Here is a 24,683-nt window from a genome sequence, read left to right as displayed (position 1 = left end):
GCCTCGCGCAGCGCGATCAGCGCCTGTCCGGCGGTGTTGGCGGCGGCTTCGCGCGGCAAGTCGGTGACGCAGCCGTCGATGCCGTCGATGCGCACCACCGGTTCGTCGATGCGGCGCACGCGCGCGCGGTCGCCGGCGCCGTCGAGGCTGTGGCCGAGCAGGTCGAAGCCGACGCCGATGTTGCCGACGCTGGCCGGCGCCCAGGCGCAGGCTTCGTTGGTAATGTCCGCGCTCATGCGCGTGCCTCCGCGGCCACGCGCAGCAGATCGGTGAACACGCCGCCGGCGGTGACGTCGGGGCCGGCGCCGGGACCCTGCACGCGCAGCGGCGTGTCGGCGTAGCGGCGGGTATGGAACTGCACGATGTTGTCGGCGCCGCGCGCCTGCGCGAAGGCGTGTCCGGCGGGTAGCGCGACCAGGCCGACGTGGGCGCGGCCGTCCGCATCGAGGCGGCCGACGTGGCGTAGCACCGCGCCCTGGGCGGCGGCTTCGGCGTGCCGCGCCGCCATCGGCGCGTCCAGCAGGTGCAAGTGGTCCATGAAATGCTCGCGATCGACGTGGCGCAGGGCGTCCGGCACCAGAGACTGCACCGAGACGTCGTCGAGGGAAAGCCCGCGACCGCTTTCGCGCGCCAGGATCACCAGTTTGCGCGCCACGTCCAGGCCGTCCAGATCGGCGCGCGGATCAGGTTCGGTGTAGCCCAACTCATGGGCTTCGCGCACCAGTGCGGAAAACGGGCGCTGGCCGTCGTAGGCATCGCACAGCCAGGCCAGGGTGCCGGACAGCATGCCTTCCAGCGCGATCAGTTCGTCGCCGGTGTCGAGCAGGTCGCGCAGGGTCTGCACCACCGGCAGGCCCGCGCCGACCGTGGCTTCGTAGCGCAGCTGCACGCGCTGCGTGCGGGCAAGGTCCTGCAGTGCGCGCCAGTGCGGCAGCGGCCCGCTGGGCGCGAGCTTGTTCGGCGTGACCACATGCAGGCCGGCGGCGAGCCAGTCGGCGTAGCGCGCGGCGACGGCCTCGCTGGCGCTGCAGTCGACGATCACCGCGCCCGGCGCGCCATGCAGGCAGGCTGCGACGTCGTCGAGGCTGGACGGTCGCCAGGTCTGCGCGCCGCCGTGGCGGGCGTTGAGCGCATCGTCGTCGCTGTCCAGCCACATGCGCCGGCTGTCCGCGACCACGCGCAGGTGCACGTCGATGTGCTGTTCGCGCCGCAGACGTTCGCGCGCGGCGCGCAGCTGTTCCAGCAACGCACTGCCGACGCGACCGGGCCCGACCACGCCCACGGTCAGCCGCCGCAGGGCGGGCGTCGGCGCGGGCGTCCGCGGCTGCAGGCAGTCGGGGTCCAGTTGCGATGCGTGCATGTTCACGGTGTTGCCTCCCTGGAGAGGCCCGTGTCCTGCGTCGTCGGGGGTCGCATCACGGCCCCGTCCGGTGCGGGGCGGGCCGTTTGCGTGATGGAATCAGTCGCGCACGAACACCTGCCCCGGGCCGGTGGTACCGGTGCCGGTGGTCGTCATGGTCGTGGTCGTCGTGCACATGCGCACCGCGCCTCGGTCGGAAGCCGAGATATCGATGAATCGATGCGGGCGCGCGTCAAGATGCATGCCTCGAACCTAGTCCGGCGCGGGCGCGGCGGTCAATGAAGCAAATGGCATAAGTGGGCAGATACGTGACCGGGTCATCACGCACGAACAGGATTCGGCGTGGTGAACCCAGTCGCGTGGCTGGCCGGGAACCAGCTACGTCCGCGGATGCATGGCTGCTCCCAAACGCTTCCGAAGAAAGCGGTCATCCCGGCGAAAGCCGGACAAGCGCGAAGCGCGCAGAACGTCCGAAGGACGGCCCCGGAGGGGCGAGCGCAGCGAGTCACCCAGCGTCTTTGCATCTCTGGAAGAATCGACAGGCACTGGGTCCCGGCTTTCGCCGAGATGACGACCGAAGGAAGTGCCTGTGGTGCGACCGAAGGAAGTGCCAGTGATGCGATCGAAGGAAGCGCCTGTGGTACGACCAAAAGGAGTGCCCGAGGTACGACTGAAGGGCGTATCTATGGTGCAGTCCAGACGAGGTTCCTGTCGCCGGATCAGTCCTGCTTTTTGCCGAGGTCGATGACGTAGGTCGCCAGGCCGTTGCCGTCGTCGTGCAGTTTGCGTACGGCGCCGACGTGGTCGCCGCGGGTCACGTCCAGCGCGTCGGTCGGGGCGGTGATCGTCACCGGGCCCTGCGTCTTCAGCGGCGCGAATTGCCACGGGCGCGGGCCGAAGTCGGCGCGGGTGACGTGCGAATGGGCGCGGATCCATTGCACCAGAATCTCGCGGTTGGCGTCCGGCGCGTCGAGCACGGTGGCGTGGCCGTCCAGGCCCGGGAAGTGGCCGCCGCCGCTGGCGCGGTAGTTGTTGGTGGCGACGATGAAGGTCTGGTCGGCGCGTACCGGCTTGCCGTCCCAGGTCAGATCGCGGATGCGCTGGCCGACCGGTTGGCTGACGTCGATCAGGTAGTGCACGCCGCCTTCGATCTGGTCGAAGTTGTACCCGGTGTAGTTGGGGTTGATGAGCGCCTGCGGCGTCGTCTTCGTCGGGTCGATGCGCTGGAAGCGGCGGGCGGATTGTTCCAGCCACGCCTTCAGGCCCGCGCCGTCGACGCGCACTGCGGCCAGGGTGTTCGGGTAGTAGTACAGGTCGGCGGCGCTGCGCAGGGTCAGCGCGCCGGGCGATACGTCGGTGTAGTCGTCGGGGCCGCCGAAGCCGGTGCGGAAGGCGGCGGCGGCGGACAGCACGGGGATGTCCTTCAGGTCGGGCCGGTTCTCGGCGATCCAGTGCTTCACGTAGTCGCGCTGCGCGGCGTTGACGATGCTCAGCGCGCTGACGTTGCCGAGGTCGGCGAACACGCTGGTCATGCGGAAATCGGTGCGGCCGATGGGCGTGTTGACGTAGGTGACGGTGGCCTTCTGCACCGCCGCCACGAGCGGCGCAATGTGCGGGTCGGCCGGCACGCAGTCGGTCTTGCTTGTGCAGATCGGCATCACCTCGCTGCGCGCGGCGGCGCGGTCGGACACCCAGTGGCCGTCCTTGCGCACCAGCTTAAGATGAATCACGCCGAGGTCCTTGCCGAAGAAGCCGCCCATCACCGCCGGCATGCCGTGCACGGTGCCGCGCTCGGTGTCGACGCCGGGCATGCCCTGGAAATGCGGCCCGGGGAAGGCCTGGTGCTGGTGACCGAGCAGCATCGCGTCGATGCCCGGCACGTCCTTGGCCAGGTACCAGCCGGCGTTCTCCATCTTCGGCGTGTACGGACCGTTGTCGAGGCCGCCGTGGACCAAAGCGACGATCAGGTCCGGATGCTGCGCCCGAAGCTGCGGCAGATACTTGCGCGCGGCGTCGACCACGCCCATCACTGTGACCTTGCCATCCAGATGTCGCTTGTCCCACTGCATGATCGGCGGCGGCGCGAAGCCCAGCACGCCGATGCGCAGCGGCACGCGCACGGTCTTGCCGTCGGGCGTGGTGGCGGTGACGGTCTTCTCGATCACGCGCCACGGGCGGTAGATCGGCTGGCCGTCCTCGGCGCTGAACACGTTGGACAGCACCAGCGGGAAGCGCGGGCCGGCGCAGCGGCGCGGCTTCACGCCGGCCACGTGCATGCGGTCGTTGGTGACCAGGGCCAGGAACGGCAGACCGTAGTTGAACTCGTGGTTGCCGATGGTGCCGGCGGCATAGCCCAGCGTGTCCATGGCCCGGTAGATCGCCAGTTCGCGGTCGCATGGCACGGGATGCGCCAGCGCCTGGTAGTCGGCCAGCACCGAGCCCTGGATGGTGTCGCCGTCGTCGAACAGCAGGGTGTTGGGGAAGGTCGCGCGGGCGCGTTGGATCAGTGTCGCGGTGCGTTCCAGACCGACCTGCGGGTCCGCCGACAGCTTGTAATAGTCGTAGCTCAGGATGTGGCTGTGCAGGTCGGTGGTTTCCAGCAGCGTCACGCGCGCGGCGGTGCCGGCGGGCACGGTGGCGGCGAAGCTGACGGCGCTCAGGCACAGGCCGGCCAGCAGGCTCAGCGAGGAAAGGGCGATGCGGCGCAGGGACATGGCAAGACAGGAATCGGCGAGAGGCCACTCATGACAGCATCGCGATGTGTCGTCCGCAAGTCACGGCGCGGAAGGCGGTCCGGTCGGTCGCGCCATGCGCGGAACAAACGATCGTTTCACCGCGTATGCGCTTTGGTTATGATCGACGCACGACGCGTTCCGGGGGGAGCGCATCGCTACCCGATGTCGGCGGCCACGGGTCCGTCGGCGGCGTGTTTCCATCTTGGGGAGGACATTCGATGAGGCATTCGCATTCCGGCGCGCGGGCGTCACGGATGGCGCGTCGCGCGCTGACGACGGCCGTGGGACTGGCCTTGCTGGCGCCGGCCGGCGCGGCGCTGGCGGATCACGCGGCGACGCCGCAGGCCACGGACAACGGCCCGGCGCCGGCCGCGTCCGCTTCTGGCGCGCCGCAGGCGGTGAACCTGCACAGCATCACCGTCACCGCGCAGAAGCGCGAGCAGCAGGTCTCCGACGTACCGATCGCGATGTCGGCCTACTCGGGCGCGTTCCTCAAGGACATGAACATCCAGAACGCGCAGGATCTAAGCGACTACGTGCCCGGCTTCAACGCCGAGCTGCAGAGCCCGAACACGCCGGGCTACCAGATCCGCGGCCTGACCTCGGACGACACCGCTGCGACGCAGACCTCGCGCGTGTCGATCTTCCAGGACGGCGTCGACATCAGCCGCCTGCAGGGCTCCAACGTGGCGATGTTCGACATGCAGCGCATCGAGGTGCTGCGCGGCCCGCAGAGCACGCTGTTCGGCCGCGGTGCGGAAAGCGGCGCGATCTCGCTGATCGAGAACAAGCCGGTCGACGCGACCCGCGCCGGCTACGACCTGAGCCTGGGCAACTACCAGGCGATGCAGTTCAGCGGCTTCGCCAACACGCCGCTCAGCGACAACGTCTTCGGCCGCCTGGCGGTCTACAGCGCCACCCACGAGGGCTATTACGAGAATCTCAGCGGCGGTCGGCTGAACGGGCAGAACACCGTCGCCATCCGTCCCAGCCTGCTGTTCAAGCTCGGCGATGACAGCAGCATCACGCTGATCGGCAACGTTCAGCGCGACACGCCGCCGGGCACCGATTTCCACAGTCGCACGATCCCGAACCGCTACGGTTCGACCGACGTGTGGGGACCGGCCGACCTCAACCGCGGCAAGCAGCTGGGCATCGACCGCCGGCTCGGCGGCCTGACCATGCTCGGCGACTTCAAGCTCAACGACGACTGGCGCCTGACCAGCATCACCGGCTACCGCCACGTCGACTCGGCCGAGAAGCTGGATGCCGACGGCTCGCCGTACGACCTGGTCGAGATCGACACGCACGTGCGCTCGCACCAGTTCAGCCAGGAGTTCCGCTTCAACTACGACGCCGGCGGCGCGCTGACCGCGTTCGGCGGTCTGAGCTATTTCCAGGACGATGCCCTGGAGCACGTGACGATCCAGTACGACGAGAGCCAGTTCTTCCCATACGTGATCGTCGACGGCCTGCCGCGCTTTTTCCCGTCCGGCTACGTGCCGGGCGCGCTGCTGGGGCAGCCGACCGACCTGCCGGTGCCGTACGTGCAGCAGTTGCTGCGCCAGCAGCTGGCGGCGTTTCCGCAGATCAACCCGGTGGCCTCGCTGCTGTACAGCACGCCGGTGCCGTTCAACACGAACATGAGCGAGGGCTACGCCGACAGCAGCAACACGCGCGCGCTGGACGCGTTCGCCGACGGCACCTGGCACGTCACCGATCGCTTCGATCTGACCGCCGGCGTGCGCGTCTCGCGCGAGCGCATCCGCTCCGGCTATCAGGTCTACAACACGACGGTGCCGGGCACGCTGGGCTTCCTCGGTCTCAACAACGGCTTCATGCCGGTGACGCCGAACGACCTGTTCGCGCCGACCAACGGCAAGGTGACCGGTCAGGGCAGCTTCACCAGCGTGGTCGGACGGCTGGTCGGCGCCTGGCAGGTCGGCGATCACGTCAACGCCTACGCCAGCGTCGCGCGCGGCCGCAAGCCGAACGTGATCCAGGTCAGCGCCGACGGCAGCGAGACCCTGCCGCCGGAAATCCTGCTCAGCGCCGAGGCCGGCGTGAAGGGCGATGCCGCCGATGGCCGTTTCCTCTACGACGTGGCCGTGTACCGCTACCGCTACAGCGACTTCCAGAGCACCATCTACCAGGACGCGCGCTACATCGTGCGCAACGCCGGCCGCGCCAACGCGCACGGTCTGGAGATGTCGCTGCAGGGCAAGCTCAGCGATCACGCCAGTCTGCTGTTCAACTACAACTACATCCACGCCCGCTTCGCCGACACCGACAAGAACGGCAACCCGCAGCAGTGGGCCGGCAACCGCCTGCGTCTGACGCCGGACAACTCGGCCTCGCTGGCGCTGCTGTGGGACATCCCGATGGACGGCGGCCGCGCGTTCTACGTGCGTCCGAGCTACAGCTGGAAGTCGGCGGTGTATTTCGAGGACGACAACAACCCGAACTACTACCAGAAGGCCTACGGTCTGCTGAACCTGCGCCTGGGCATGACCTTCGATCGCGGCGCCTGGGACGTCGGCTTGTGGGCGCGCAACCTGACCGGCGAGAAGTACCTGCTCGACGCCGGCAATACGGGTGCGACGTTCGGCCTGCCGACGTACATTCCGGGCGCGCCGCGCACCTTCGGCATCAGCCTGTCCGGCCGTTTCTGAGCGCATGAAAGGCTGGCGGCTCGTCATCGCGCCCGTGGCCGCGGCCGCCATCGCCGGCGCGCTGCTGGGCGAGCGCGGTCTGCTGCTGTATCAGGCGGCCAAGCCACTGGCCACGCTGCTGATCCTGATCGGCGCGTGGTCGGCGTTGTCGCCGCTGTCGTCCTGTTACCGCACGACGATCGCAGTCGGCCTGGCGTGGTGCCTGCTCGGCGATATCTGCCTGCTGCCGCCGTGGAACGCGTTCCTGCCGGGGCTGGGCTGCTTCCTGATGGCGCACCTGGCGTTCCTGCTGGCCTTTGCACAAGGCATGGAGCGACCGGCCTGGTGGCCGGCGATGCTGGGGTGCCTCGCGCTCGGCGCGGCGGTCGCGGTGGCGCTGTGGCCGGACATTCCCTCGACGCTGCGCGTGCCGGTGGCGTTCTACATCTGCGTGATCAGCCTGATGGCCGGGCAGGCGTTCGGGCGAGCGTACCGCAGCCACGGGCAGGGCGCGGCCGCACGTGCGGCGAAATTTGCGGCGGCGGGCGCGGCGCTGTTCCTGCTCAGCGATACACTGCTGGCATGCAACCGCTTCCATGCTCCGCTGCCGCTGGCGTCTCTGTGGATTCTGGGCACCTACTACGCGGCCATCGCCTGCATCGCCCATTCGGTGCGCGTGCCGACGATGGCCGCCGACGCGCGTACCGCGAAGGCCTGACGTGAACGCCGCCGCCGTCATCATGTTGTACGCGATTCCCGGCTTCTTCCTGCTGATGGCGGTCGAAGCCGCCGTGGCCGCCTGGCGCGGGCACAAGCGCTACCGGCTCAATGACGCCATCAACAGCATCGGGCTGGGCATCCTGTCGCAGCTGACGGGCGTGTTCACCAAGACGCTGACCATCGGCATCTACGCGTGGTGCGTGGCGCATCTGGCGCTGTTTGCCTTGCCCGCCGACAGCCTGTGGGTGTGGGCCGGGGCGCTGCTCGCTTACGACTTCTGCTACTACTGGCTGCACCGCATGGGGCACGAGGTCAACGTGCTGTGGGCCGCGCACGTGGTCCATCACCAGAGCGAGTGCTACAACCTCAGCACCGCGCTGCGTCAGACCAGCAGCGGCGCGTTGCTGGGCTGGGTGTTTTATCTGCCGCTGGCGGTGGCCGGGGTGCCGGTCGAGGTGTTCGCGGTGGTGGCGCTGATCGACTTGCTGTACCAGTTCTGGATCCACACCGAAGAGGTGGGGCGTCTGGGCTGGTTCGACCGGGTGTTCGCCTCGCCGTCGAACCATCGCGTGCATCACGCCGTCAACGACCGCTACGTGGACCGCAACTACGGCGGCATCCTGATCCTGTGGGATCGCCTGTTCGGCACTTTCCAGCCGGAACGGGCCGAGGACCCGCCGCGCTACGGCACGCGTTCGCCGCTGCGCAGCTGGAATCCGCTGTGGGCCAACGCCGAGGTGTACTGGGCCACGCTGCTCGACGCGTCGCGCGCGCGCCGCTGGCGCGACCGCCTGCAGATCTGGCTGCGACGACCGGGCTGGCGACCGGCCGATGTGGCGGCGCGTTATCCCAAGCCCGCGTTCGACATGAACCGGGCGATCTACGATCCGCCGATGGGGGGGCTGCTCAAGACCTACGGCGCGCTGCAGTTCCTGCTGCTGTTGGGGATGGCGCTGCATTTCCTGATGGCGCAGGCGCACATGCCGTGGCCCTGGCTGCTGGCGTATTTCGGCTACATGGCGATGGCGCTGACGCTGCTGGGGTTGGCGCTGGAAGGACGAGGCTGGGCGCGCATCGCGGAAATCGTGCGCGTGCTGGCCACGGCGGCGACGGTACTCGCGGTGGGGCGCTGGTTCGGCGCGCCGTTGCCGGTCGCGGTGCAGGGCGTGGTCGCGGTTCTGGCGGCGTTGAGCGTGATGTTGCTGCTGGGGGCGCGTCGTTCGACCGGCACGGCGACGGCTTCGACGGCCTGAAAGCCCGCGAGCGCGGGGTTTTCCGACGTTTTTCCGGATGTTACGTGCGGCGAGGCGTCAAGCGTCGTTCAGCAATGCCGACACGACTCTGGTATGTTTGTGTACTGCTGTGCAACAAAGAGGGTCCGAGAAGCGTCTCGGGTCGTGTTGCGTGAACAATGCTCGCGCAACATGTCGGATCGAGTCCGGTGCCGGCTCGATCCGCATCATGTAGGGGGTACCGTAGCGCCTGGCGTACGGTTCCGGTTGCACCGACGAAGGGAGCGCGCCGCTGGCGCATCTTGGCACCGTGTATCCGTGGCGCGAGGCTGTCGTTGTTGCCCCGCCATGCTGCATTCCGCATCCACAACCATCTCAATCCAAGGGGTCATGCATGGGATTCTGGTCCAAACTGATCCGACGCAAATCCGTCGAACAGTTGCAATCCGACGCCGGTGCAAGCACCGATTTCCGCCGCACCATGGGCGTGTGGCAGCTGACCGCGATCGGCATCGGCGCCATCGTCGGCGTCGGCGTGTTCGTGCTGGCGCCGCACGAGGCCGCGCTCAACGCCGGTCCGGCGGTCGTCATCAGCTTCCTCGTTGCCGGTATCGGCAGCGCCTGCGCGGCGCTTTCCTACGCCGAGTTCGCCGGCATGATTCCGGTTACCGGCAGCGCCTACACCTACGGCTACGCCGTGCTGGGCGAACTGCCGGCCTGGATCATCGGCTGGGACTTGCTGGTCGAGTACGCGCTGATCGTCGGCGTGGTCGCGGCAGGCACGTCCAACTACCTGCAATCGCTGATCGCCGACGTCACCGGTCTGCATCTGCCGATCTGGCTGCAGGGCGCCTACGACCCGGCGCATCCGGACAGCGGCCGTGTGGTCAACATCATCGCCGTCGCCGTGGCGCTGGGCATGGCCTGGATCCAGATCATGCGCACCGAGATCGGCGCGCGCTTCAACACCATCGTGGTGTCGATGAAGGTGATCGGCGTCGGCATCGTCATCGTCGCCGGCGCGTTCTACGTGCACACCTCGAACTGGACGCCGTTCATTCCGGACTTGGTGCATGACGCGGCCGCCACCGGCGGCACCCGCTACGGCATGAACGGCGTGCTGGCGGCGTCGAGCATCGTGTTCTTCGCGGTGTTCGGTTACGACACGCTGACCACGGCGGCCGAGGAGTCGAAGAATCCGCAGCGCGATCTGCCGCTGGCGGTGCTCGCCTCCCTGGGCATCTCGATGCTGATGTACCTGGCCATCTCGCTGGTGCTGACCGGCATGGTGCCGTACAACGGCTGCGTCGATCCGAGCCAGGCCGCCGGCCACTGCGACCAGATGATCCTGGCCAGCCAGGCCCCGGTCAGCGCGGTGTTTGCCGCGCGCGATCTGCACTGGATCAGCGCCATCATCGACATCGCCGCGGTCTGCGGCATCGCCAGCGTGGTGTTCGCCTTCATGCTGGGCGCGGCGCGCATCTGGTTCGCGCTGTCGCGCGACGGCCTGTTGCCGGGCTGGTTCGCCAAGAGCCATCCGAAGTACGGCACACCGTACCGTCCGACCATGGTGCTGGGCATCTTCACCGCGCTGGCGGCCGGCTTCCTGCCGATCCGCGAGCTGGCCGAGCTGGTCAACATCGGCACGCTGTCGGCGTTCATCCTGATCTGCGCCTCGGTGCTGATCCTGCGCATCCGCAGGCCGGAGCTGGAGCGACGCTTCCGCACCCCGGCCATCTGGGTACTGGCGCCGCTGGGCATTCTGTTCTCGCTGTTCCTGATCATCGGCTGGCCGTGGTTCGAGAACGGTCAGTACCACCCGATCGGCGGCCTGGACATCATCACCATCTGGCGTTTCGTGATCTGGATGGCGATCGGCCTGGCGATCTACCTTGCCTACGGCATGAGGCACAGCAAGGTCGAGGCCCAGAACCGGGGCGAGTAAGCCCGGAAGCGCCTGGGTTCCGCGCCCGCTGTCGCCCCGTGCGACAGCGGGCGTTTTCGTGCCCGGGGTGGCGTTCTGCCGCATGCCGGTGCGTTCCGGCATGACCTTTGGCATGCGGGGGAGGCCGCATGCCTGCTCTAGGATGGCGGGATCGTCCGCCGTTCGCACACGCGATGCGACGGACGCGTTATCCGCATCATCCTTCGGCAGCGCAGCCCGCGTGACCGCGTCGCCGTCATTCCGGGAGTCCGTATGTCATCCGTATCGTTCCGTCCGCTTCTGGCCGCGCTGGCCGTGTCCGCCGCGCTGGCCGCACCCGTCTCCTTCGCCCAGGAGGCGCCCGTCGCTCCGCTGCATCACAAGCATCCCAGCGATCATCCGTATCCGGGCGGCACCCTCAGTGTGCATGTGGACATGACCCGCGCGCCGGAGCGCATCTTCGACGTGCGCGAGACCATTCCCGTCGCGCAGTCGGGCGACTTCACGCTGTACTACCCGAAGTGGATTCCTGGCGAACACGCGCCGACCGGACCGATCAACAACATCGCCGGCCTCATCATCAAGGCCAACGGCAAGCAGTTGCCGTGGCGTCGCGACCTGGCCGACATGTACACGCTGCACCTGAAGGTGCCCGAGGGCGTGAAGGCGCTGGAGCTGAGCTTCCAGTTCCTGTCGCCGGGCAACGGCGGCCAGTTCGGCGCCGGTCCGTCGACCAGCAACGACCTGGCCGACATCGAGTTCAACCAGGTGGCGTTCTATCCGGCCGGCTACTACTCGCGACAGGTGATGATCCAGCCGACGGTGAAGCTGCCGACGGGCTGGAAGTTCGCCAGCGCGCTGCGCGTGGCCAGCCAGTCCGGCGATGAAGTCACCTTCAAGCCGGTCAGCTTCAACAACTTCGTCGATTCGCCGCTGCTCGCCGGCAAGTACTTCACGCGCGTCGATCTGGCGCCGGGTGCGAAGGTGCCGGTGCACCTGAACATCGCCGGCGACGACGCCGCCAGCGTGAAGATCACCAAGAAGCAGATCGACGATCACCGCAATCTGGTCAAGCAGATCCTGGCGCTGTTCGGCAGCCATCACTACGAGCACTACGACTTCCTGCTGACGGTGTCCGACCAGGTCGACCACTTCGGTCTGGAGCACCACCAGTCCAGCGACGACCGTCTGCCCAGCAACTACCTCACCGACAACGCCATGTACCTGCGCGCGGCGACGCTGATGCCGCACGAATGGGTGCATTCGTGGAACGGCAAGTTCCGTCGTCCGTACGATCTGTGGACGCCGAACTTCAACATGGTCAAGCGCGACGACCTGCTGTGGGTGTACGAGGGCCTGACCGACTACTGGGCCGGCGTGCTGACCACGCGTTCGGGTCTGTGGACGCCGGACCAGTACCACGACGCCATCGCCGCCATCGCCGCCTCGATGGCGCACCGCACCGGTCGCGAATGGCGTTCGCTGCAGGACACCGCCGATGCCGCGCCGCTGACCTACGCCGGCCCCAGCGGCTGGAGCAACTGGCGTCGTCGCACCGACTTCTATCCGGAAGGCCAGCTGCTGTGGCTGGACGTGGACACCAAGATCCGCGAGCTCAGCCACGGCCGCAAGTCGCTGGATGATTTCGCGCATCTGTTCTACGGCATGGACAACGGCAGCTACGTGACCCGCACCTACACCTATCAGGACGTCGTCGACGCGCTGAACAAGGTGCAGCCGTTCGACTGGAACGCGTTCCTGCGCACGCGTCTGGACTACACCGGCGACAAGCTGCCGGAGACCGGCCTGGAGCGCGGCGGCTGGAAGCTGGTCTACACCGATCAGCCGTCGGCGCTGGAGAAGGCCACGTCGAGCATCAGCCGCGGCCTGGATCTGTCGTACTCGGCCGGCTTCGCGGTGTCCGACAGCGGCCATGTCTACGACGTGCAGTGGAACGGCCCGGCCTACAAGGCGGGTCTGGTGCCGGGCATGACCGTGGTCGCCGTCGACGGCAAGGACTTCGATAGCGGCGACCTGAAGCGCGCCGTGACCGCCGCCAAGACCGGCAAGGCGCCGATCCAGCTGCTGGTCAAGAACATCGACCAGTACCGCACCATCGACATCGACTATCACGGCGGTCTGCGCTACGCGCATCTCGAACGCGTGAAGGGCACGCCGGATCGTCTCGACAAGATTCTCAAGGCGCGCAAGTAAGCATCCCCACGCCCGCGTCGTCACGAACGGCGCGGGCGTTCCACTCCGAGGTACAGGAGGCTCTCTCGTGAAAATCCGTTTCATCGCCGCGGCTGTGCTGGCGGCTACCGTCGGTCTGACTGGCCTGCCCGCATATGCCAGCGCCGGCCCGCAGCCGGCGGCCAATGAATTTACCATTCCGGCCCCGCGCGACATCGCCTATCCCGGCACCATCCAGCTGCATGTGGACGCGACCGACCTGGCGCACCGCATCTTCGACGTGCACGAGACCATCCCGGTCAGCACCGGTCCGTTCACGCTGCTCTATCCGGCGTGGATTCCCGGCAACCATTCGCCGACCGGCCCGATCGACAAGTTCGCCGGTCTGGTCATCAAGGCCAACGGCAAGGTGCTGGAGTGGACGCGCGATCCGGCCAACGTCTACGCCTTCCACGTCGACGTGCCGCAGGGCGTGACCTCGCTGGACGTGCAGTTCAAGTACCTCTCGCCGCAGGACCGCAGCCAGGGCCGCGTGGTGATGACGCCGGAGATGCTGAACCTGCAGTGGAACACGGTCGCGCTGTATCCGGCCGGTTACTTCAATCGCGACATCACCGTGCAGGCCAGCGTGACGCTGCCGCAGGACTTCAAGTTCGCCACGGCGCTGGAAACGGCCAGCCAGTCCGGCAACAAGATCGAGTTCAAGCCGATCGACTTCGAGAACCTGGTCGACTCGCCGATGTTCGCCGGCAAGTACTACAAGCGTTTCGATCTGAACCCGGGCGGCAAGGTGCCGGTGCACCTGAACGTGTTCGCCGACCAGCCGCAGGACCTGGATGCCAGCAAGGAAGCGATCCAGAAGCATCGCGACCTGGTGGTGCAGATGGAGCGCCAGTACGGCACCTTCCACTTCAACCACTACGACTTCCTGCTCGCGCTGAGCAAGAAGATGAGCGGCATCGGCCTGGAACATCACCGTTCCAGCGAGAACGGCACCTCGCCGAACTACTTCACCAAGTGGAAACAGAGCTGGGCGCGTCGCGACCTGCTGGCGCACGAGTTCAACCACTCGTGGGACGGCAAGTACCGTCGCCCGGCGCGCTTGTGGACGCCGAACTTCAACGTGCCCAAGCGCGATCACGGTCTGTGGGTCTACGAGGGCTTCACCCAGTACAGCGGCTACGTGATGGCCGCGCGTTCGGGCCTGTGGGACAAGCAGCAGGCGATGGAGATGCTGGCCGCCGTCGGCGCCCGCTACGACCGCGGTCGTCCGGGCATGAAGTGGCGCAACATTCTCGACACCACCAACGATCCGACCATCGCGCAGCGCGCACCGCTGCCGTACCGCAACTACCAGATGAGCGAGGACTACTACTCCGGCGGTCAGCTGATCTGGATGGCGGTGGACGCGAAGATCCGCGACTTGACCCGCAACAAGCGCAACCTCAACAACTTCGCGCGTGACTTCTTCGGCGTCGATCCGGGTGCGTGGGACATCAACACCTACACCTTCGACGACATCGTCAGCGCGCTCAACAAGGTCGCGCCGTACGACTGGAAGTCCTTCCTCGACAAGCGTCTGACCGGTCACGTAAACCTGTCCGAGGCGTTCGAGGCCGAGGGTTGGAAGCTGGTCTACACGCACGAGCCGAGCGATGCGGTGAAGGCGCTGGAAAGCCACTACCACATGGCCGACCTGACCTACTCGCTGGGCATCTACGTCAACAGCAAGGGCGAGATGCGCGACGTGCTGTGGGACGGCCCGGCGTTCAATGCGGGCCTGTCGCCGGCGATGACCATCGTCGCGGTCGACGGCAAGGACTTCAGCATCGACGCGCTCAAGCACGCCATCAAGCAGGCGGCCGACAGCAAGGCGCCGATCAAGCTGCTGGTCAAGAACTTCAACGAGTACAAGACCGTCGAGATCAACTACCACGGCGGTCTGCAGTACCCGCATCTGGAGCGCATCAAGGGTCGTCCGGATTACCTGTCGGAAGTGCTGACGCCGCTCAAGCGCACGCTGAAGGCGATCCAGTAAACCTGCCTGTCGCACGAACCTGTGCGAAGACCTCCGCCGGCGACGGCGGGGGTCTTTTTTTGCGCGCAGTCAGCCGATGCGGACGAAGGTCGAGGGGTAGATCGCCGTGGCCATCCAGTCCGGCGTCTGCGCGTCGGCGTTCTGTTGCAGCAGGTAGGTGGTGGCGATCTGATCGACGCCGTCCTTGCGCTGCAGCAGGCCGGTGAAGCCCGAGACCCAGTGCCACGACGGGTCCGGCTTGCCCACCAGGCTGCGCCAGCTGACCGCGAACGAGATCGCGATGCTGTCGCCGTCCGGGTGCGGGTCGGCGACGCCGACGACCGGATAGTCGCCGCTGGCGCCGGTGCTCGAGGTGTAGCGGCCGCGGAAGCAGCCGTCGGCGTCCAGCGGACCGATGTCCAGCGTCGAGCCAAAGCCATTGCGCCACAGACCGGTCACGCGCGAGGGCGTGTTCCGGCGTGGTTGCGCCAGGGCCACGATGCACGGTCCGACCGCGGGCGGCTGGTACCAGAAGATGCTGTAGACCCAGTCGAGGAACACCGAGCCGACCACCAGCATCTCGTCCGGCAAGCCTTCCAGCACGTGCACGCCGACCTCCCAGCGGTGCGCGCCGAGGCGCTGGAAATACTGCGGCGGGGTCAGCGTGTAGACCGTGCCGTTGAGTTCGACCTCGATGTCGGGGTAGGCGGCCAGCGCCGTCGCCGCGTGCACCGTCAGCGGGCGCTTGCCGCCGTCGGTGATGGCGTTCTGCAAGCGCGCGATCACCGCCGCGCCGCCTTTGAAGCGCGACGAACCGGTATCCAGCACCAGCGCGCTGTGTTCGGCCACCACGTTGCCGCCGCAGCGCAGCGCCTGCATCGGCACGTTCCACAGGTAGGACAGATCGCCCTGCAGCGGTTGCACCGGCATCACGTTGAGGCTGGCCGGATCGAACCGCGTCGGATCGATCGCGCCCATCGTGCATTCGCCGCGTCCGAGCAGCGGATCGACGTCGAAGGTCGCGACCGCGTGATCGATCAGGCCCTGCCGAGTCAGTTGTTCGAGCAGGGCGCTCGGTTGCGCTGAGGGCACGGCCGGAATGGCCAGACCGCCGTCGCTGTCGAGCATGGCGAACTGCACGCCGCGGTACTCGGTAGCCAGATAGATGCTGATCGGTTCGTTCAGCGGTGTCGTGGAGACATGGCCACCGACGTCGCGCTGCAGGTGACAGACGTCGTAGCCGAGCTCCACCTGCATCGTGCCCCAGGGGCCGAAGTCGACCGCTTTCGGCGGCTGGCCGCTGGCGCGGAAAGTGCGCGATGCCGCGCTGTCGAAGGCGCGATGCGCGCAGCAGGCATGAGTGGTGCAGGCGCTCGACGTGATCCAGGTGTTCACCGTGCCGGTGTCGAGCATGAAGCGCAGCGACTGCGCCGGCGTGCCGAGGCCAAGCGTGCAGGTCCAGGGCGTGGCGCCGTTGTCGGTGATCGCGCCGCGCTGCAGCGGGAAGCGCACGCGCGGCGTGTCTGCGGCGGCGATGCGGCCAGCGTCGAGTGCGGTGGCGAAGGTGTGTGCGGCTTCCGTGCGCGTGGGGTTCATCCTGGGCTCCTTACCTCGCTGTCTGCATGCGGTGTCGGTGGCGGCATCGGCAAGGCATTGCATATCTGGTTGCGCCCGGCCTCCTTGGCGCGGTACATCGCGCGGTCGGCCGCTTCGGCCAGCTGCTCGGCCGTGGCGACATGCTCGGGCACGGCGGCTACGCCAATGCTGAGAGTGATGGCGATCGGCTCGCCGCCGGGCAGTCGCAGCCGCAGTGCGCGCACGGCTTGCTGCAGGGTCTCGGCGATGCGCGTCGCGGCCTGCGCGTCCATGCCCGGCAATGCCACGACGATCTCGTCGCCACCGTAGCGCGCCGCCATGTCGTCCGAGCGCAGGTGGTCGCGGATCACGCGGCTGACCTGGCGCAGGACTTCGTCGCCGGCCAGGTGGCCGTGGACGTCGTTGATGCGCTTGAAGTCGTCGATGTCGATCCAGAGCAGCGCCAGAGGACGCCGCGCGCTTTCGGCCTGTTCCACCGCGTCCTGCAGTGTGATCTCCAGCTCGCGCCGGTTGCGCAGACCAGTCAGCGGGTCCTGCACGGCAAGCTGCTCAAGCTGATGCTCCACGCGCTTGCGGTCGGTGATGTTGACGATGATGCCTTCCAGATGCGGACCGTCGTCGGCCTGCACGGCACGCCCCTGTTCCCACACCCAGCGGTGCTGGCCGCTGCGATGGCGGATGCGGTATTCCAGCGTGAAGGCCTGGTTCTCGTTGAGCGCGCGATGGGTTTCGTCCTGCACGCGCTCGCGGTCTTCCGGGTGCACCAGCGAGGCGTAGGACATGCCGCGGTTCTCGACCAGGTCGTCGGCGGTGTAGCCGGTCAGCCCAAGACATCCGCTGGAAACGAAACGCAGCGTCCAGTCGGTGTTGTTGCGGCGACGGTAGACCATGCCGGGCACGTTGGCCATCAGGATCGCCAGCTGCCGGTCGCGTGCGCGCAGCATCTGCTGCATCTGCTTACGGTCGGTGACGTCGCGGCCGATGGCAATCGAGCCCAGTGCGTTGTCCTCGGAGAAGAAACGGCGCGAGTTCCAGGAGACGATTTTCTCCTGGCCGTCACGGCAGCGGATGCGGGTCTCCAGGTTCTCCACCTCGACGCCCTGGGCGAGAATCTCGCTGACCTTGGCGGTGACGCTCTCGCGGTAGTCGCGGTCGGGGTAGAGCTGCTCCCAGATGTCGCTGCGTCCGATCACTTCGTCGCGGCTGTAGCCGCTGATCTGCTCGGCGGCCTTGTTCCACAAGACCACCCTCGCCTGGGGGTCGAGCACGTTGATCCAGATGCTGGCGTTGTCGATGACGCTTTCGCGGAACTGGTTGAGCATCTGCACGTCGCTGCGTTGTCTGGCGTAGCGACGCAGCAGGTGCGCGTCGTGGCGGAACAGACGATACAGCAGCACGAACAGCAGGCCGCCGGTGATCAACACGAATGCTGCGCCTTTCCAGGTCTGCGCCTGCCTCAGCACCGCGTGGTCGGTGATCCAGGCGTGCAGCAAGGCATCCGATCCAGCGATCCAGACCACACTGAGAAGCACATAGGCCAGCGCGAACCAGGCGGCGCGCTGCAAGGGCGGACGCGGCATGCGCTCGCGATCCGGCGGCATCGTATTCGATTCTTCCACTGACATTGCATCCGTGGCGACGGCATCCCCATCCGTCGAACGCCGATTCTAGACCCAGGGACGCGCCGCGCGCCATGCTGGACTAGAGATTATTTGCGTAGGCCCGGCCGGGTCTTGCCAGCCGTCCATGCGCAGGCGTAGGCGCAGCCCCGCGCCTCGGCTACAATGCGCGACAACGCGCTCGTAGCTCAGCTGGATAGAGTACTGCCCTCCGAAGGCAGGGGTCGTGGGTTCGAATCCCGCCGAGCGCGCCACTTCAGAACAGAACTGCGAATGCCGAACGCCGCCGTTTCTGCCCTAGAAGCGGCGACGAGGGTTTGCAGCGGTTCCGATTTCGATCCCATGATGCGAACCACCTCTCGGTAACGGACGACCTTATAGTCGCGACAAACGATGCAGGGTCGTCAGCCTTGCATCATCAGACTTGGTGACAGCATGGTGCGACCATGTCGAACCGAGGCAGATGATGATGTCCACCCGCGCTTACCACCATGGCAACCTTCGCGCCGCGTTGCTCGATGCGGCACTCGCGGTGCTGACCGACAAAGGCGTGACCGGGTTCAGCCTACGCGAAACGGCGCGCCGCGCTGGCGTCACGTCGGCGGCACCGAAACATCATTTCGCCGATACGCGAGCGATGCTGACCGCGCTTGCGACCGGTGCCTTCCAGCGCCTTGCCGACAGTCTTGCGGCTGCAGACCAGACGGGCGCGTCGAAGACCGATAAGATCATCGCCCAGGGTGAGGCCTATCTCGCGTTCGCCGCGAAGCAGCCCGCCTTGTACGAGCTGATGTGGCAAGCTGCATTGCTCGACCTTACCGATGCCGACCTTCTGCGCGAGAAGAACAGGGCCTTTCACATACTTGATCGACGAGTCCGCGGTGCCGACGCGGAGCGTCTCCCCGATGACGATCCACGCATGGCGGCAACCTTCGCCTGCTGGTCGATCGTTCATGGCTTCGCGCGCCTGATGATCGAGGGGAGCTTCGGCCTCGATCGCGAGACCGCGGAGGCAACGGCCCGTGCAACGCTACCTCGCTCGTTGCGGCTCTTGGTCGAGGGCGGCTTCCGCTAACCAGGACTCGTTTTTTGCCGTAGGTTAGACGAGGCGCCGAGCGATCAGACTGTCAGCGGTCGCTTGCACCGCATCTTCTGTCGATAGAAGCGCCCTGCCCAGCAGGGCGCTGCCTGCTCCCACGTCATAGCTCCGCCGGACATCCAGATAGGTCATTCCGTCGCGTAGCGAGCGGTCGAACAGAGCGAACGCCCTTGCCATCCAACTCGGCATTCGGCGGGTTGGCACCTTTGCGGCGGCGGCACCCATGCGATCCCTCAAGATACCCGCGATCTCGATGAGCGGAATGGCGGCGTTCGTCACAATCGTTCGTTTCCCGGCCGCCCTTTCGGCCGTCATGGCCGTGACATGCGCCTCGGAGACATCCCGGACGTCGACATAGGGCAGGATGAGGTCCGGCAGCATCGGCATCTCACCCTTGAGCATGCGCTGGATGACGACTGCCGAGGTGCCGGGATCGTCGCCGAGCAGCGGCCCCAGCATGGTGCCGGGATTGATCACCGCCAGCCTTTCGGTGGCACCGAAACGCCTCGCGATCGCCCAAGCCTTGCGTTCCGCTAGCGTCTTGGACTTGGTATAGGCCGTAACGCGCGGACCATCGACCTCCGTCCAGTCCGACGCTGTAAGCGTGCGATGATATCGCGTGTGGCCACCGTCGATCGCGGCGACCGAGGAGGTGACCACGATGCGCTCGGCGCCCGCGTCGAGGCCGGCTTGCACCGCGCGGCGCGTGCCGGCGACGGCGGGTTCGATCAAGTCGTTCTCATCCTTGGGCATCGTCAGCACAAACGGCGACGCCGTGTGCTGAACGAAGCGGCAGCCTCGCGTCGCGTCCGACCATCCGTCCTCGCGCAGCAGATCGAGCGGGCAGAATTCAAGGCGGGAGGTATCGGCGCCGGCGTCCCTGAGCGAGCTGCGAACGGCATCCGCACGCGTCATGTCGCGCAGGCTCCCGCGCACCGCAAAGCCCTTGCTCAAGAGCGCCAGCGCGACATGGCCGCCGAGAAAACCCGAAACGCCGGTTACAAGAACTGTGTCGCTCATCTGCACCATGCCCTCAATCTTTACACTGCTTAGATTGGGGGTTTATGGTGCAAGTGTCAAGGTCGGAAACGGCGTTAGGAACCCTCTCGTGCCCGAGCCGCAGCATCACGTTGACCTGAGACGGATCGTGTAGCCAGCTGGCAGGTGAGTTCTCTACCCTAAGCAAGGCAGGGAGAGCTCATGAAGAAGCGCTTCACCGATGAGCAGATCATGACCACCAAGCACCATGCTTTGGCGAAGAAGGCGAAAGCTCAAAACCAGGATGAGAACTGGTGGTTGCGTATTGGGCGGGTGAATCGACTAGGTCTAGTGGGTGCCATGTAGCCAGATTGCATGGCTACAAGGCACCCCGCTAGGGTATGCGGACCACCACATGGGGGCGGATTTGTCTGACTGAGTATCTGCCGTTAGTGGACCTATTTCGCATGCCGACTCTGTGCTCTTTGATGTTCGCAAAGGCGAAAAATCAGAAGTGAGTAAAGTTGTGAGTAAGTGAAATTTGTGCATCACTCTATTGCTGGGTATTTCGGTTATTTAAAGAGTGTATTCGAAAAAGGTCGACGCTCGGCAGTCGATACGAATGGACACGGCTATGCCGTGCATAACGGGAACGTTATGCGCCTGGTATATATGAGGTTTCATCTCGGGTTGGGAGCCTCATCAAGAAAATCAGACCCGCTAGCGCAGAAAAGATCGATGCTAGAAAGATTCCCATCTTGGCACTTTCAATCAAACTGGTGCCGAAAGCCATGCTCGCAATAAATAACGCCATGGTGAAGCCGATTCCGGCAAGCAGGCTGCCGCCTATCAGCAATTTCCAAGTGAGTTCCGGGGGGCGGTCGGCGATGCGCAAACGCAAGGCCAACCAACTAAACAACAGAATGCCAAGTGGCTTGCCCAGAACGAATCCGAGGAAAATCGCTATGGTGACCGAATTGCCCAGCGCACTTGCCGTAAGTGGAAGTCCTGCGTTTGCGAGTGCGAACAGGGGCATGATGAAAAAGCCCACCCACGGATGCAATGCGATCTCCAGACGCTCGACCGGGGACAGTGTTTCCCGAGCTGCGATTTCGGCCATCCTCAAGGTTTGCCGATCCTTCGTATCGCCACTACTTTCGTTGCTGGCAGGGTGCGCGATGACCTGATTTAGTATGGCGTACAGCCGCTTGTCGCTGACCCAGCGGCGTGCCGGAGTCATCAGGCCGAGTATCACGCCTGTGATGGTGGCGTGAGTCCCGGACGCATCCACGGCGAGCCAGACGAATCCACCGATCAGGAGGTAGAGAGAAAACCCTCGAATACCCAGCTTGGCCATGACGTGTATCACCACCAAGCCCAGTCCCGCCATCAACAATGGCCACCAAGCCATATGGTTGCTATAGCCGAGGGCGACGACAAGGATGGCACCGATGTCGTCCACGATCGCCAGGGAGAGCATGAATACGCGCAAACTCTGTGGGATGCGCGAGCCAAGCAAGGCCAAGCTGCCGATGACAAACGCCGTGTCGGTTGCCATGACCGTGCCCCATCCATGTTGCCCGGGCTGCCCCATCTGCAGCAGCAGATATATCGCAGCAGGAATGATCATGCCGCCCAGGGCTGCCGCGATGGAGAGCGCGGCCATGCGTGGTGTGCTCAACTCTCCCAGTACGAGTTCCCGCTTGAGTTCCAGTGCTACAAGAAAGAAGAACAGCGTCATCAGGCCGTCGTTGATCCACCCCCGCAGTGGGCGCCCGAACTCGAACGAGCCAAGCTGAAGGCCTATACGCGTCTCCCAGATGTGTTCGAACGCGCTGGCCCACGGCGAGTTGGACAGTACGAGCGCGACAATGGTGAACAACAGAAGCATGCCGCCGGTCGCAGACTCGATGTGCAAGAAGCGCACAAAGGGGGTCGTGAGCCGATCGATGAATGTCTTCGGCAACCGGGTGGCTTTCGAACTTACTTGCTGATTTGGCTCCATGGGCCGCCTCTGCGATGGGTGTGCACCGACATGTCAATGCTCACAGGATCTGCGAACGGCATTGAAGCTTGTCGATAACCATTACTTCCCCGTGGCCCAATGTTTCCAACACGACGTGGTCGCACTGCTTTGGCCTTCTTTCTTGGTCCGTTTCAGTAGTGCAAGCCTAACCGCACGTTGACCTTCCCTCTTGAGATCCTGCGCAGCCAGCAGCCGCTGTCGCCGGGTCGTCGTTGGCAGTGTCTCCGCTTTCTTTGCGCGATCGTTGAAGCGGGTACACCAGGTGCTGATGCGCCAGAAGGAGCGAACAGGCATATGAATATTCATGATCTTAGCCTCAACCACATTCCGGGGGAGGTCGGGCGGCAACGTAGTTGATGCCAGCGCAATCACTATCTACTACTGGCCGTTAGTTGCCTGTAACGCCAAAGTGGAATGGATGACCGAGTCAGCGAAAAAGGGGGGGCGGTTCGATATTCCCGAAAGGGAGGAGGTGGCATTGCATTTCTTGCGCAGTCGATGCGGATCGAAGAGTGGATGCAACTATCTATTTCGACATTCACAGTCGGTCAAGGCGCGGGTGCGCACTCTGATCATGCATAGATTATCTTTTTCCCATTTGGTCGCATTGCCAGCGGAATTCGGCGGTTGGGGGGGGGGTCAGGCAAACGATAGCAAACACGATGCCCTTCGGCATGACTGCTCTCGCCGTGCATCCCCTTTCGGCCGGGCGTCATGACGAGATAGAGCTCGACGGGGATGAACATGCTAGCCGACTGTGCCGGCAAACAAAGTGTGGCAATGCGCATGTGATGCAGCTCTTCAGGGACGAGTTCGTGCTTGGGTTCAAGGCGCGACGACAAAGAAGATAGAGTGCTATCAAGCCCCCCTTGATCGATTCCCTTTTCGTCCTTGTGTAGTCCTGTGCATCAAATGCAGACCAAGAGATGCCTTCCAGAATGCGTCGAACGTTTCGGGCCAGTCGAGGTTCAACACGTTAGCTTTGCGGGAGCTGCAGAAAAAGGCGATTCGCGGGCAGTCATTTCGATTTTTAAAACGTTTAAATGGACTGCTAAAGATAATCGAAGATATCGCACGAAAGATGCGCTTTGGAAGGTGTGTTCTTGGAGTGGAGCAAGGTGTGAAGTCAAGGTCTTCCGCGTAAAAACCTCAAGTCAGAGGCATGCCTCCACTTGGGCATGATCTGCATGCTGATCGAATAAAATCGGTTCGTGACGCAATCACCGCCTATTCATTTATTCCCGATCCGAGGTATCCATGCTCGTACGGTTTTCATGGAATCAATTGGATGCCGGGTAGTGCCTCAGGATCGCTTGCTGATGCAGCCAGTGTCGAACCAGCGCAGTCAGGCGGATCGGTCGATGTCCGCGCGCGCGATTGATTGCACCTAGCGCGAACAGCATGCGTTGCTTGGCGAAAACGATTCGGTACGCCTGGCGGAGCGTGTACTTCGGGTCCCATGCCTGTCCTGCTTCGGAGCCTGCGCCGTTGACTTCCATGATTGTGAATTGACCGCGGCGCAGGGCATGGATGCTGGCGAATCGTACATCGAGGCGGCCTGCGTGGAACTGCGGCATGTCGCATGCGATGGAATCAACGGTGGCTGTCAGGATGTCGCTTTGATGGCGGATCCCATCCTCGTAGGTTGCGCCGACGCGGAACGATCCGATGGTGGAGAGTCGTACGCGTTCGCCGGCACGCGGTATGGTGGCGACGTTATGGTGATCGCAGTTGAGATGATGGCGAAATCGGTGCCTCAGGCGCGGATCGTCGTCTAGCAATTGGGCGATGGTGCGTTTTCCGTCACCGACGACTTGCGGGTGGTGGCGCAGCAAAAGCCCGACAATCCGACCGGTGACCTGTCCGGGTTCCCGCATATAAAAGATTCCTGCTTCGCCCGGCTCGGACAAGTACCGTTGAAGGAGCAATGCAGCTCCCGCCGGGAACTGGGTCAGATAGCTTTGCAGTTCTGTGGTCGTGTTGATGCGGCGCACGCCATATCCGCACCAGCCGAGGTCCGGCTTGGCGACCACGGGAAACATCAAGCCGTGTTCCCGCATGGCTTTCAGTGCGTTTGTCAGTGACGTTGCGCCGTGTCCACAAAGCAGGACATAAGGCGCGATACGAGCGTGCGCGCGCGGACCCATTCGGTCGAAATATTCGGATTTGCAGTCCCCGACCAAACCTCCTGCCGTGATGCCCGGGTTGGCGCAGGAGGGCAGGGTAAGACTGCGGTAACGCAGCCCAAGCCAGATCCATTGAGCGATCAGCGGTATCAGGCATACCGGGTAGGGAATACGTTCAATAGCTCCACGCCGGCAGGGCAGCCGTTGCGGCTGTCTTAGCGAGGAAGCATGAGCGCGAAAGACGGTCATGAACCTATCTGCACGACCGAGGGTGATGAATGATTGCGCCGTACCCCCTGTACTGGACGTAAATAGAGGCCGCAGAGGTTGGGTGCGCGGCGGAATACGCCGTTTATTCGGAGTACCCTGGCGAGGCGTAGATCGAAGTCACGTGACTTTCAGACGCT

At 65.0% G+C, this 24,683-nt stretch carries 16 protein-coding genes, 1 tRNA gene and 1 pseudogene; 9 read left to right on the top strand and 9 right to left on the bottom strand.

Annotated features, from left to right (window positions below; all coding sequences use genetic code 11):
• The 4 genes and pseudogenes from LF63_RS16055 to LF63_RS14810 all read right to left on the bottom strand — a co-directional run.
• Positions 1–236: pseudogene (locus tag LF63_RS16055) on the bottom strand (homoserine kinase); the annotation flags it as partial.
• Positions 233–1,360, bottom strand: a complete 1,128-nt coding sequence (locus LF63_RS14815) for a homoserine dehydrogenase family protein (RefSeq protein WP_043104552.1) — start codon at positions 1,358–1,360, stop codon at positions 233–235. The pseudogene LF63_RS16055 and the gene LF63_RS14815, both read right to left, overlap by 4 nt.
• A 99-nt stretch (positions 1,361–1,459) precedes the next feature.
• The gene (locus LF63_RS15985; protein WP_154662676.1) at positions 1,460–1,603 is read right to left on the bottom strand and encodes a hypothetical protein; all 144 of its coding nucleotides are present in this window, start codon (positions 1,601–1,603) and stop codon (positions 1,460–1,462) included.
• A gap of 476 nt (positions 1,604–2,079) precedes the next feature.
• Positions 2,080–4,074 carry a bifunctional 2',3'-cyclic-nucleotide 2'-phosphodiesterase/3'-nucleotidase gene (locus LF63_RS14810; RefSeq protein WP_043104405.1) on the bottom strand — a complete coding sequence of 665 codons (1,995 nt, stop codon included), beginning with the start codon at positions 4,072–4,074 and terminating at the stop codon, positions 2,080–2,082.
• Positions 4,075–4,313: 239 nt separating this feature from the next.
• Here LF63_RS14810 and LF63_RS14805 point away from each other — a divergent pair, with 239 nt between their 5' ends.
• The 6 genes from LF63_RS14805 to LF63_RS14780 all read left to right on the top strand — a co-directional run bounded on the left by LF63_RS14805 (position 4,314) and on the right by LF63_RS14780 (position 14,853).
• Complete coding sequence (locus LF63_RS14805; RefSeq protein ID WP_161782361.1) at positions 4,314–6,767, top strand: TonB-dependent receptor; 2,454 nt, start codon at positions 4,314–4,316, stop codon at positions 6,765–6,767.
• A 4-nt stretch (positions 6,768–6,771) separates the two neighbouring features.
• Positions 6,772–7,464 (top strand): lysoplasmalogenase, encoded by a 693-nt coding sequence (locus LF63_RS14800; RefSeq protein ID WP_052395346.1) that lies wholly within the window; start codon positions 6,772–6,774, stop codon positions 7,462–7,464.
• Between the two features lies 1 nt (position 7,465).
• Positions 7,466–8,719: a sterol desaturase family protein gene (locus tag LF63_RS14795; protein ID WP_043104400.1), complete on the top strand. Its 1,254-nt coding sequence runs from the start codon at positions 7,466–7,468 to the stop codon at positions 8,717–8,719.
• A gap of 373 nt (positions 8,720–9,092) precedes the next feature.
• Positions 9,093–10,643 carry an amino acid permease gene (locus tag LF63_RS14790; RefSeq protein WP_043104398.1) on the top strand — a complete coding sequence of 517 codons (1,551 nt, stop codon included), beginning with the start codon at positions 9,093–9,095 and terminating at the stop codon, positions 10,641–10,643.
• A 252-nt stretch (positions 10,644–10,895) separates the two neighbouring features.
• On the top strand, positions 10,896–12,836 hold the full coding sequence (locus LF63_RS14785; protein WP_043104395.1) for a M61 family metallopeptidase: 1,941 nt from the start codon (positions 10,896–10,898) through the stop codon (positions 12,834–12,836).
• A gap of 124 nt (positions 12,837–12,960) precedes the next feature.
• Positions 12,961–14,853, top strand: a complete 1,893-nt coding sequence (locus tag LF63_RS14780; protein WP_235205388.1) for a M61 family metallopeptidase — start codon at positions 12,961–12,963, stop codon at positions 14,851–14,853.
• 69 nt (positions 14,854–14,922) lie between these two features.
• On the opposite strand, the gene LF63_RS14775 is transcribed toward LF63_RS14780, so the two are convergent.
• Together LF63_RS14775 and LF63_RS15935 are read right to left on the bottom strand one after the other, a co-directional pair.
• Complete coding sequence (locus LF63_RS14775) at positions 14,923–16,428, bottom strand: avidin/streptavidin family protein (RefSeq protein WP_043104392.1); 1,506 nt, start codon at positions 16,426–16,428, stop codon at positions 14,923–14,925.
• Positions 16,425–18,008: a sensor domain-containing diguanylate cyclase gene (locus LF63_RS15935; RefSeq protein WP_161782360.1), complete on the bottom strand. Its 1,584-nt coding sequence runs from the start codon at positions 18,006–18,008 to the stop codon at positions 16,425–16,427. Before LF63_RS15935 ends, LF63_RS14775 begins: the two co-directional genes overlap by 4 nt.
• Positions 18,009–18,224: 216 nt before the next feature.
• On the opposite strand from LF63_RS15935, the gene LF63_RS14765 reads away from it, so the two are divergent.
• Together LF63_RS14765 and LF63_RS14760 are read left to right on the top strand one after the other, a co-directional pair.
• Positions 18,225–18,301: transfer RNA gene (locus LF63_RS14765), tRNA-Arg, on the top strand.
• Between the two features lie 209 nt (positions 18,302–18,510).
• Positions 18,511–19,122 (top strand): TetR-like C-terminal domain-containing protein, encoded by a 612-nt coding sequence (locus LF63_RS14760; protein WP_052395342.1) that lies wholly within the window; start codon positions 18,511–18,513, stop codon positions 19,120–19,122.
• A gap of 24 nt (positions 19,123–19,146) precedes the next feature.
• Here the strand turns inward: LF63_RS14760 and LF63_RS14755 are convergent, their stop codons facing one another.
• Entirely contained in the window at positions 19,147–20,175 is a 1,029-nt protein-coding gene (locus LF63_RS14755; protein WP_043104390.1) for an NAD-dependent epimerase/dehydratase family protein, read from the bottom strand.
• A 171-nt stretch (positions 20,176–20,346) separates the two neighbouring features.
• Between LF63_RS14755 and LF63_RS15980 the strand changes: the two genes are divergently transcribed.
• Positions 20,347–20,490 (top strand): hypothetical protein, encoded by a 144-nt coding sequence (locus tag LF63_RS15980; RefSeq protein WP_154662675.1) that lies wholly within the window; start codon positions 20,347–20,349, stop codon positions 20,488–20,490.
• Between the two features lie 289 nt (positions 20,491–20,779).
• Here the strand turns inward: LF63_RS15980 and nhaA are convergent, their stop codons facing one another.
• Positions 20,780–22,129 carry a Na+/H+ antiporter NhaA gene (gene nhaA, locus LF63_RS14750; RefSeq protein WP_043104388.1) on the bottom strand — a complete coding sequence of 450 codons (1,350 nt, stop codon included), beginning with the start codon at positions 22,127–22,129 and terminating at the stop codon, positions 20,780–20,782.
• Positions 22,130–23,430: 1,301 nt separating this feature from the next.
• The gene (locus tag LF63_RS14745; RefSeq protein WP_200877584.1) at positions 23,431–24,525 is read right to left on the bottom strand and encodes a hypothetical protein; all 1,095 of its coding nucleotides are present in this window, start codon (positions 24,523–24,525) and stop codon (positions 23,431–23,433) included.
• Positions 24,526–24,683 lie beyond the last annotated feature (158 nt).

Origin of the sequence: Oleiagrimonas soli (assembly GCF_000761445.1) — a bacterium.
Classification (GTDB): Bacteria; Pseudomonadota; Gammaproteobacteria; order Xanthomonadales; family Rhodanobacteraceae; genus Oleiagrimonas; species Oleiagrimonas soli.
The sequence above is the reverse complement of the archived record's forward strand: the minus strand, read 5'-3'. Positions and strand labels throughout refer to the sequence as shown.

What these genes read in the sequence shown, in the direction of transcription:
- LF63_RS14790 (WP_043104398.1), top strand. Translation starts at nt 9,093, where the DNA reads ATGGGATTCTGGTCCAAACTGATCCGACGCAAATCCGTCGAACAGTTG.
- LF63_RS14775 (WP_043104392.1), bottom strand. Translation starts at nt 16,428, where the DNA reads ATGAACCCCACGCGCACGGAAGCCGCACACACCTTCGCCACCGCACTC.
- LF63_RS14810 (WP_043104405.1), bottom strand. Translation starts at nt 4,074, where the DNA reads ATGTCCCTGCGCCGCATCGCCCTTTCCTCGCTGAGCCTGCTGGCCGGC.
- nhaA (WP_043104388.1), bottom strand. Translation starts at nt 22,129, where the DNA reads ATGGAGCCAAATCAGCAAGTAAGTTCGAAAGCCACCCGGTTGCCGAAG.
- LF63_RS15985 (WP_154662676.1), bottom strand. Translation starts at nt 1,603, where the DNA reads ATGCATCTTGACGCGCGCCCGCATCGATTCATCGATATCTCGGCTTCC.
- LF63_RS14785 (WP_043104395.1), top strand. Translation starts at nt 10,896, where the DNA reads ATGTCATCCGTATCGTTCCGTCCGCTTCTGGCCGCGCTGGCCGTGTCC.
- LF63_RS15935 (WP_161782360.1), bottom strand. Translation starts at nt 18,008, where the DNA reads ATGCCGCGTCCGCCCTTGCAGCGCGCCGCCTGGTTCGCGCTGGCCTAT.
- LF63_RS14760 (WP_052395342.1), top strand. Translation starts at nt 18,511, where the DNA reads ATGATGATGTCCACCCGCGCTTACCACCATGGCAACCTTCGCGCCGCG.
- LF63_RS14745 (WP_200877584.1), bottom strand. Translation starts at nt 24,525, where the DNA reads ATGACCGTCTTTCGCGCTCATGCTTCCTCGCTAAGACAGCCGCAACGG.
- LF63_RS14805 (WP_161782361.1), top strand. Translation starts at nt 4,314, where the DNA reads ATGAGGCATTCGCATTCCGGCGCGCGGGCGTCACGGATGGCGCGTCGC.
- LF63_RS15980 (WP_154662675.1), top strand. Translation starts at nt 20,347, where the DNA reads ATGAAGAAGCGCTTCACCGATGAGCAGATCATGACCACCAAGCACCAT.
- LF63_RS14815 (WP_043104552.1), bottom strand. Translation starts at nt 1,360, where the DNA reads ATGCACGCATCGCAACTGGACCCCGACTGCCTGCAGCCGCGGACGCCC.
- LF63_RS14755 (WP_043104390.1), bottom strand. Translation starts at nt 20,175, where the DNA reads ATGGTGCAGATGAGCGACACAGTTCTTGTAACCGGCGTTTCGGGTTTT.
- LF63_RS14800 (WP_052395346.1), top strand. Translation starts at nt 6,772, where the DNA reads ATGAAAGGCTGGCGGCTCGTCATCGCGCCCGTGGCCGCGGCCGCCATC.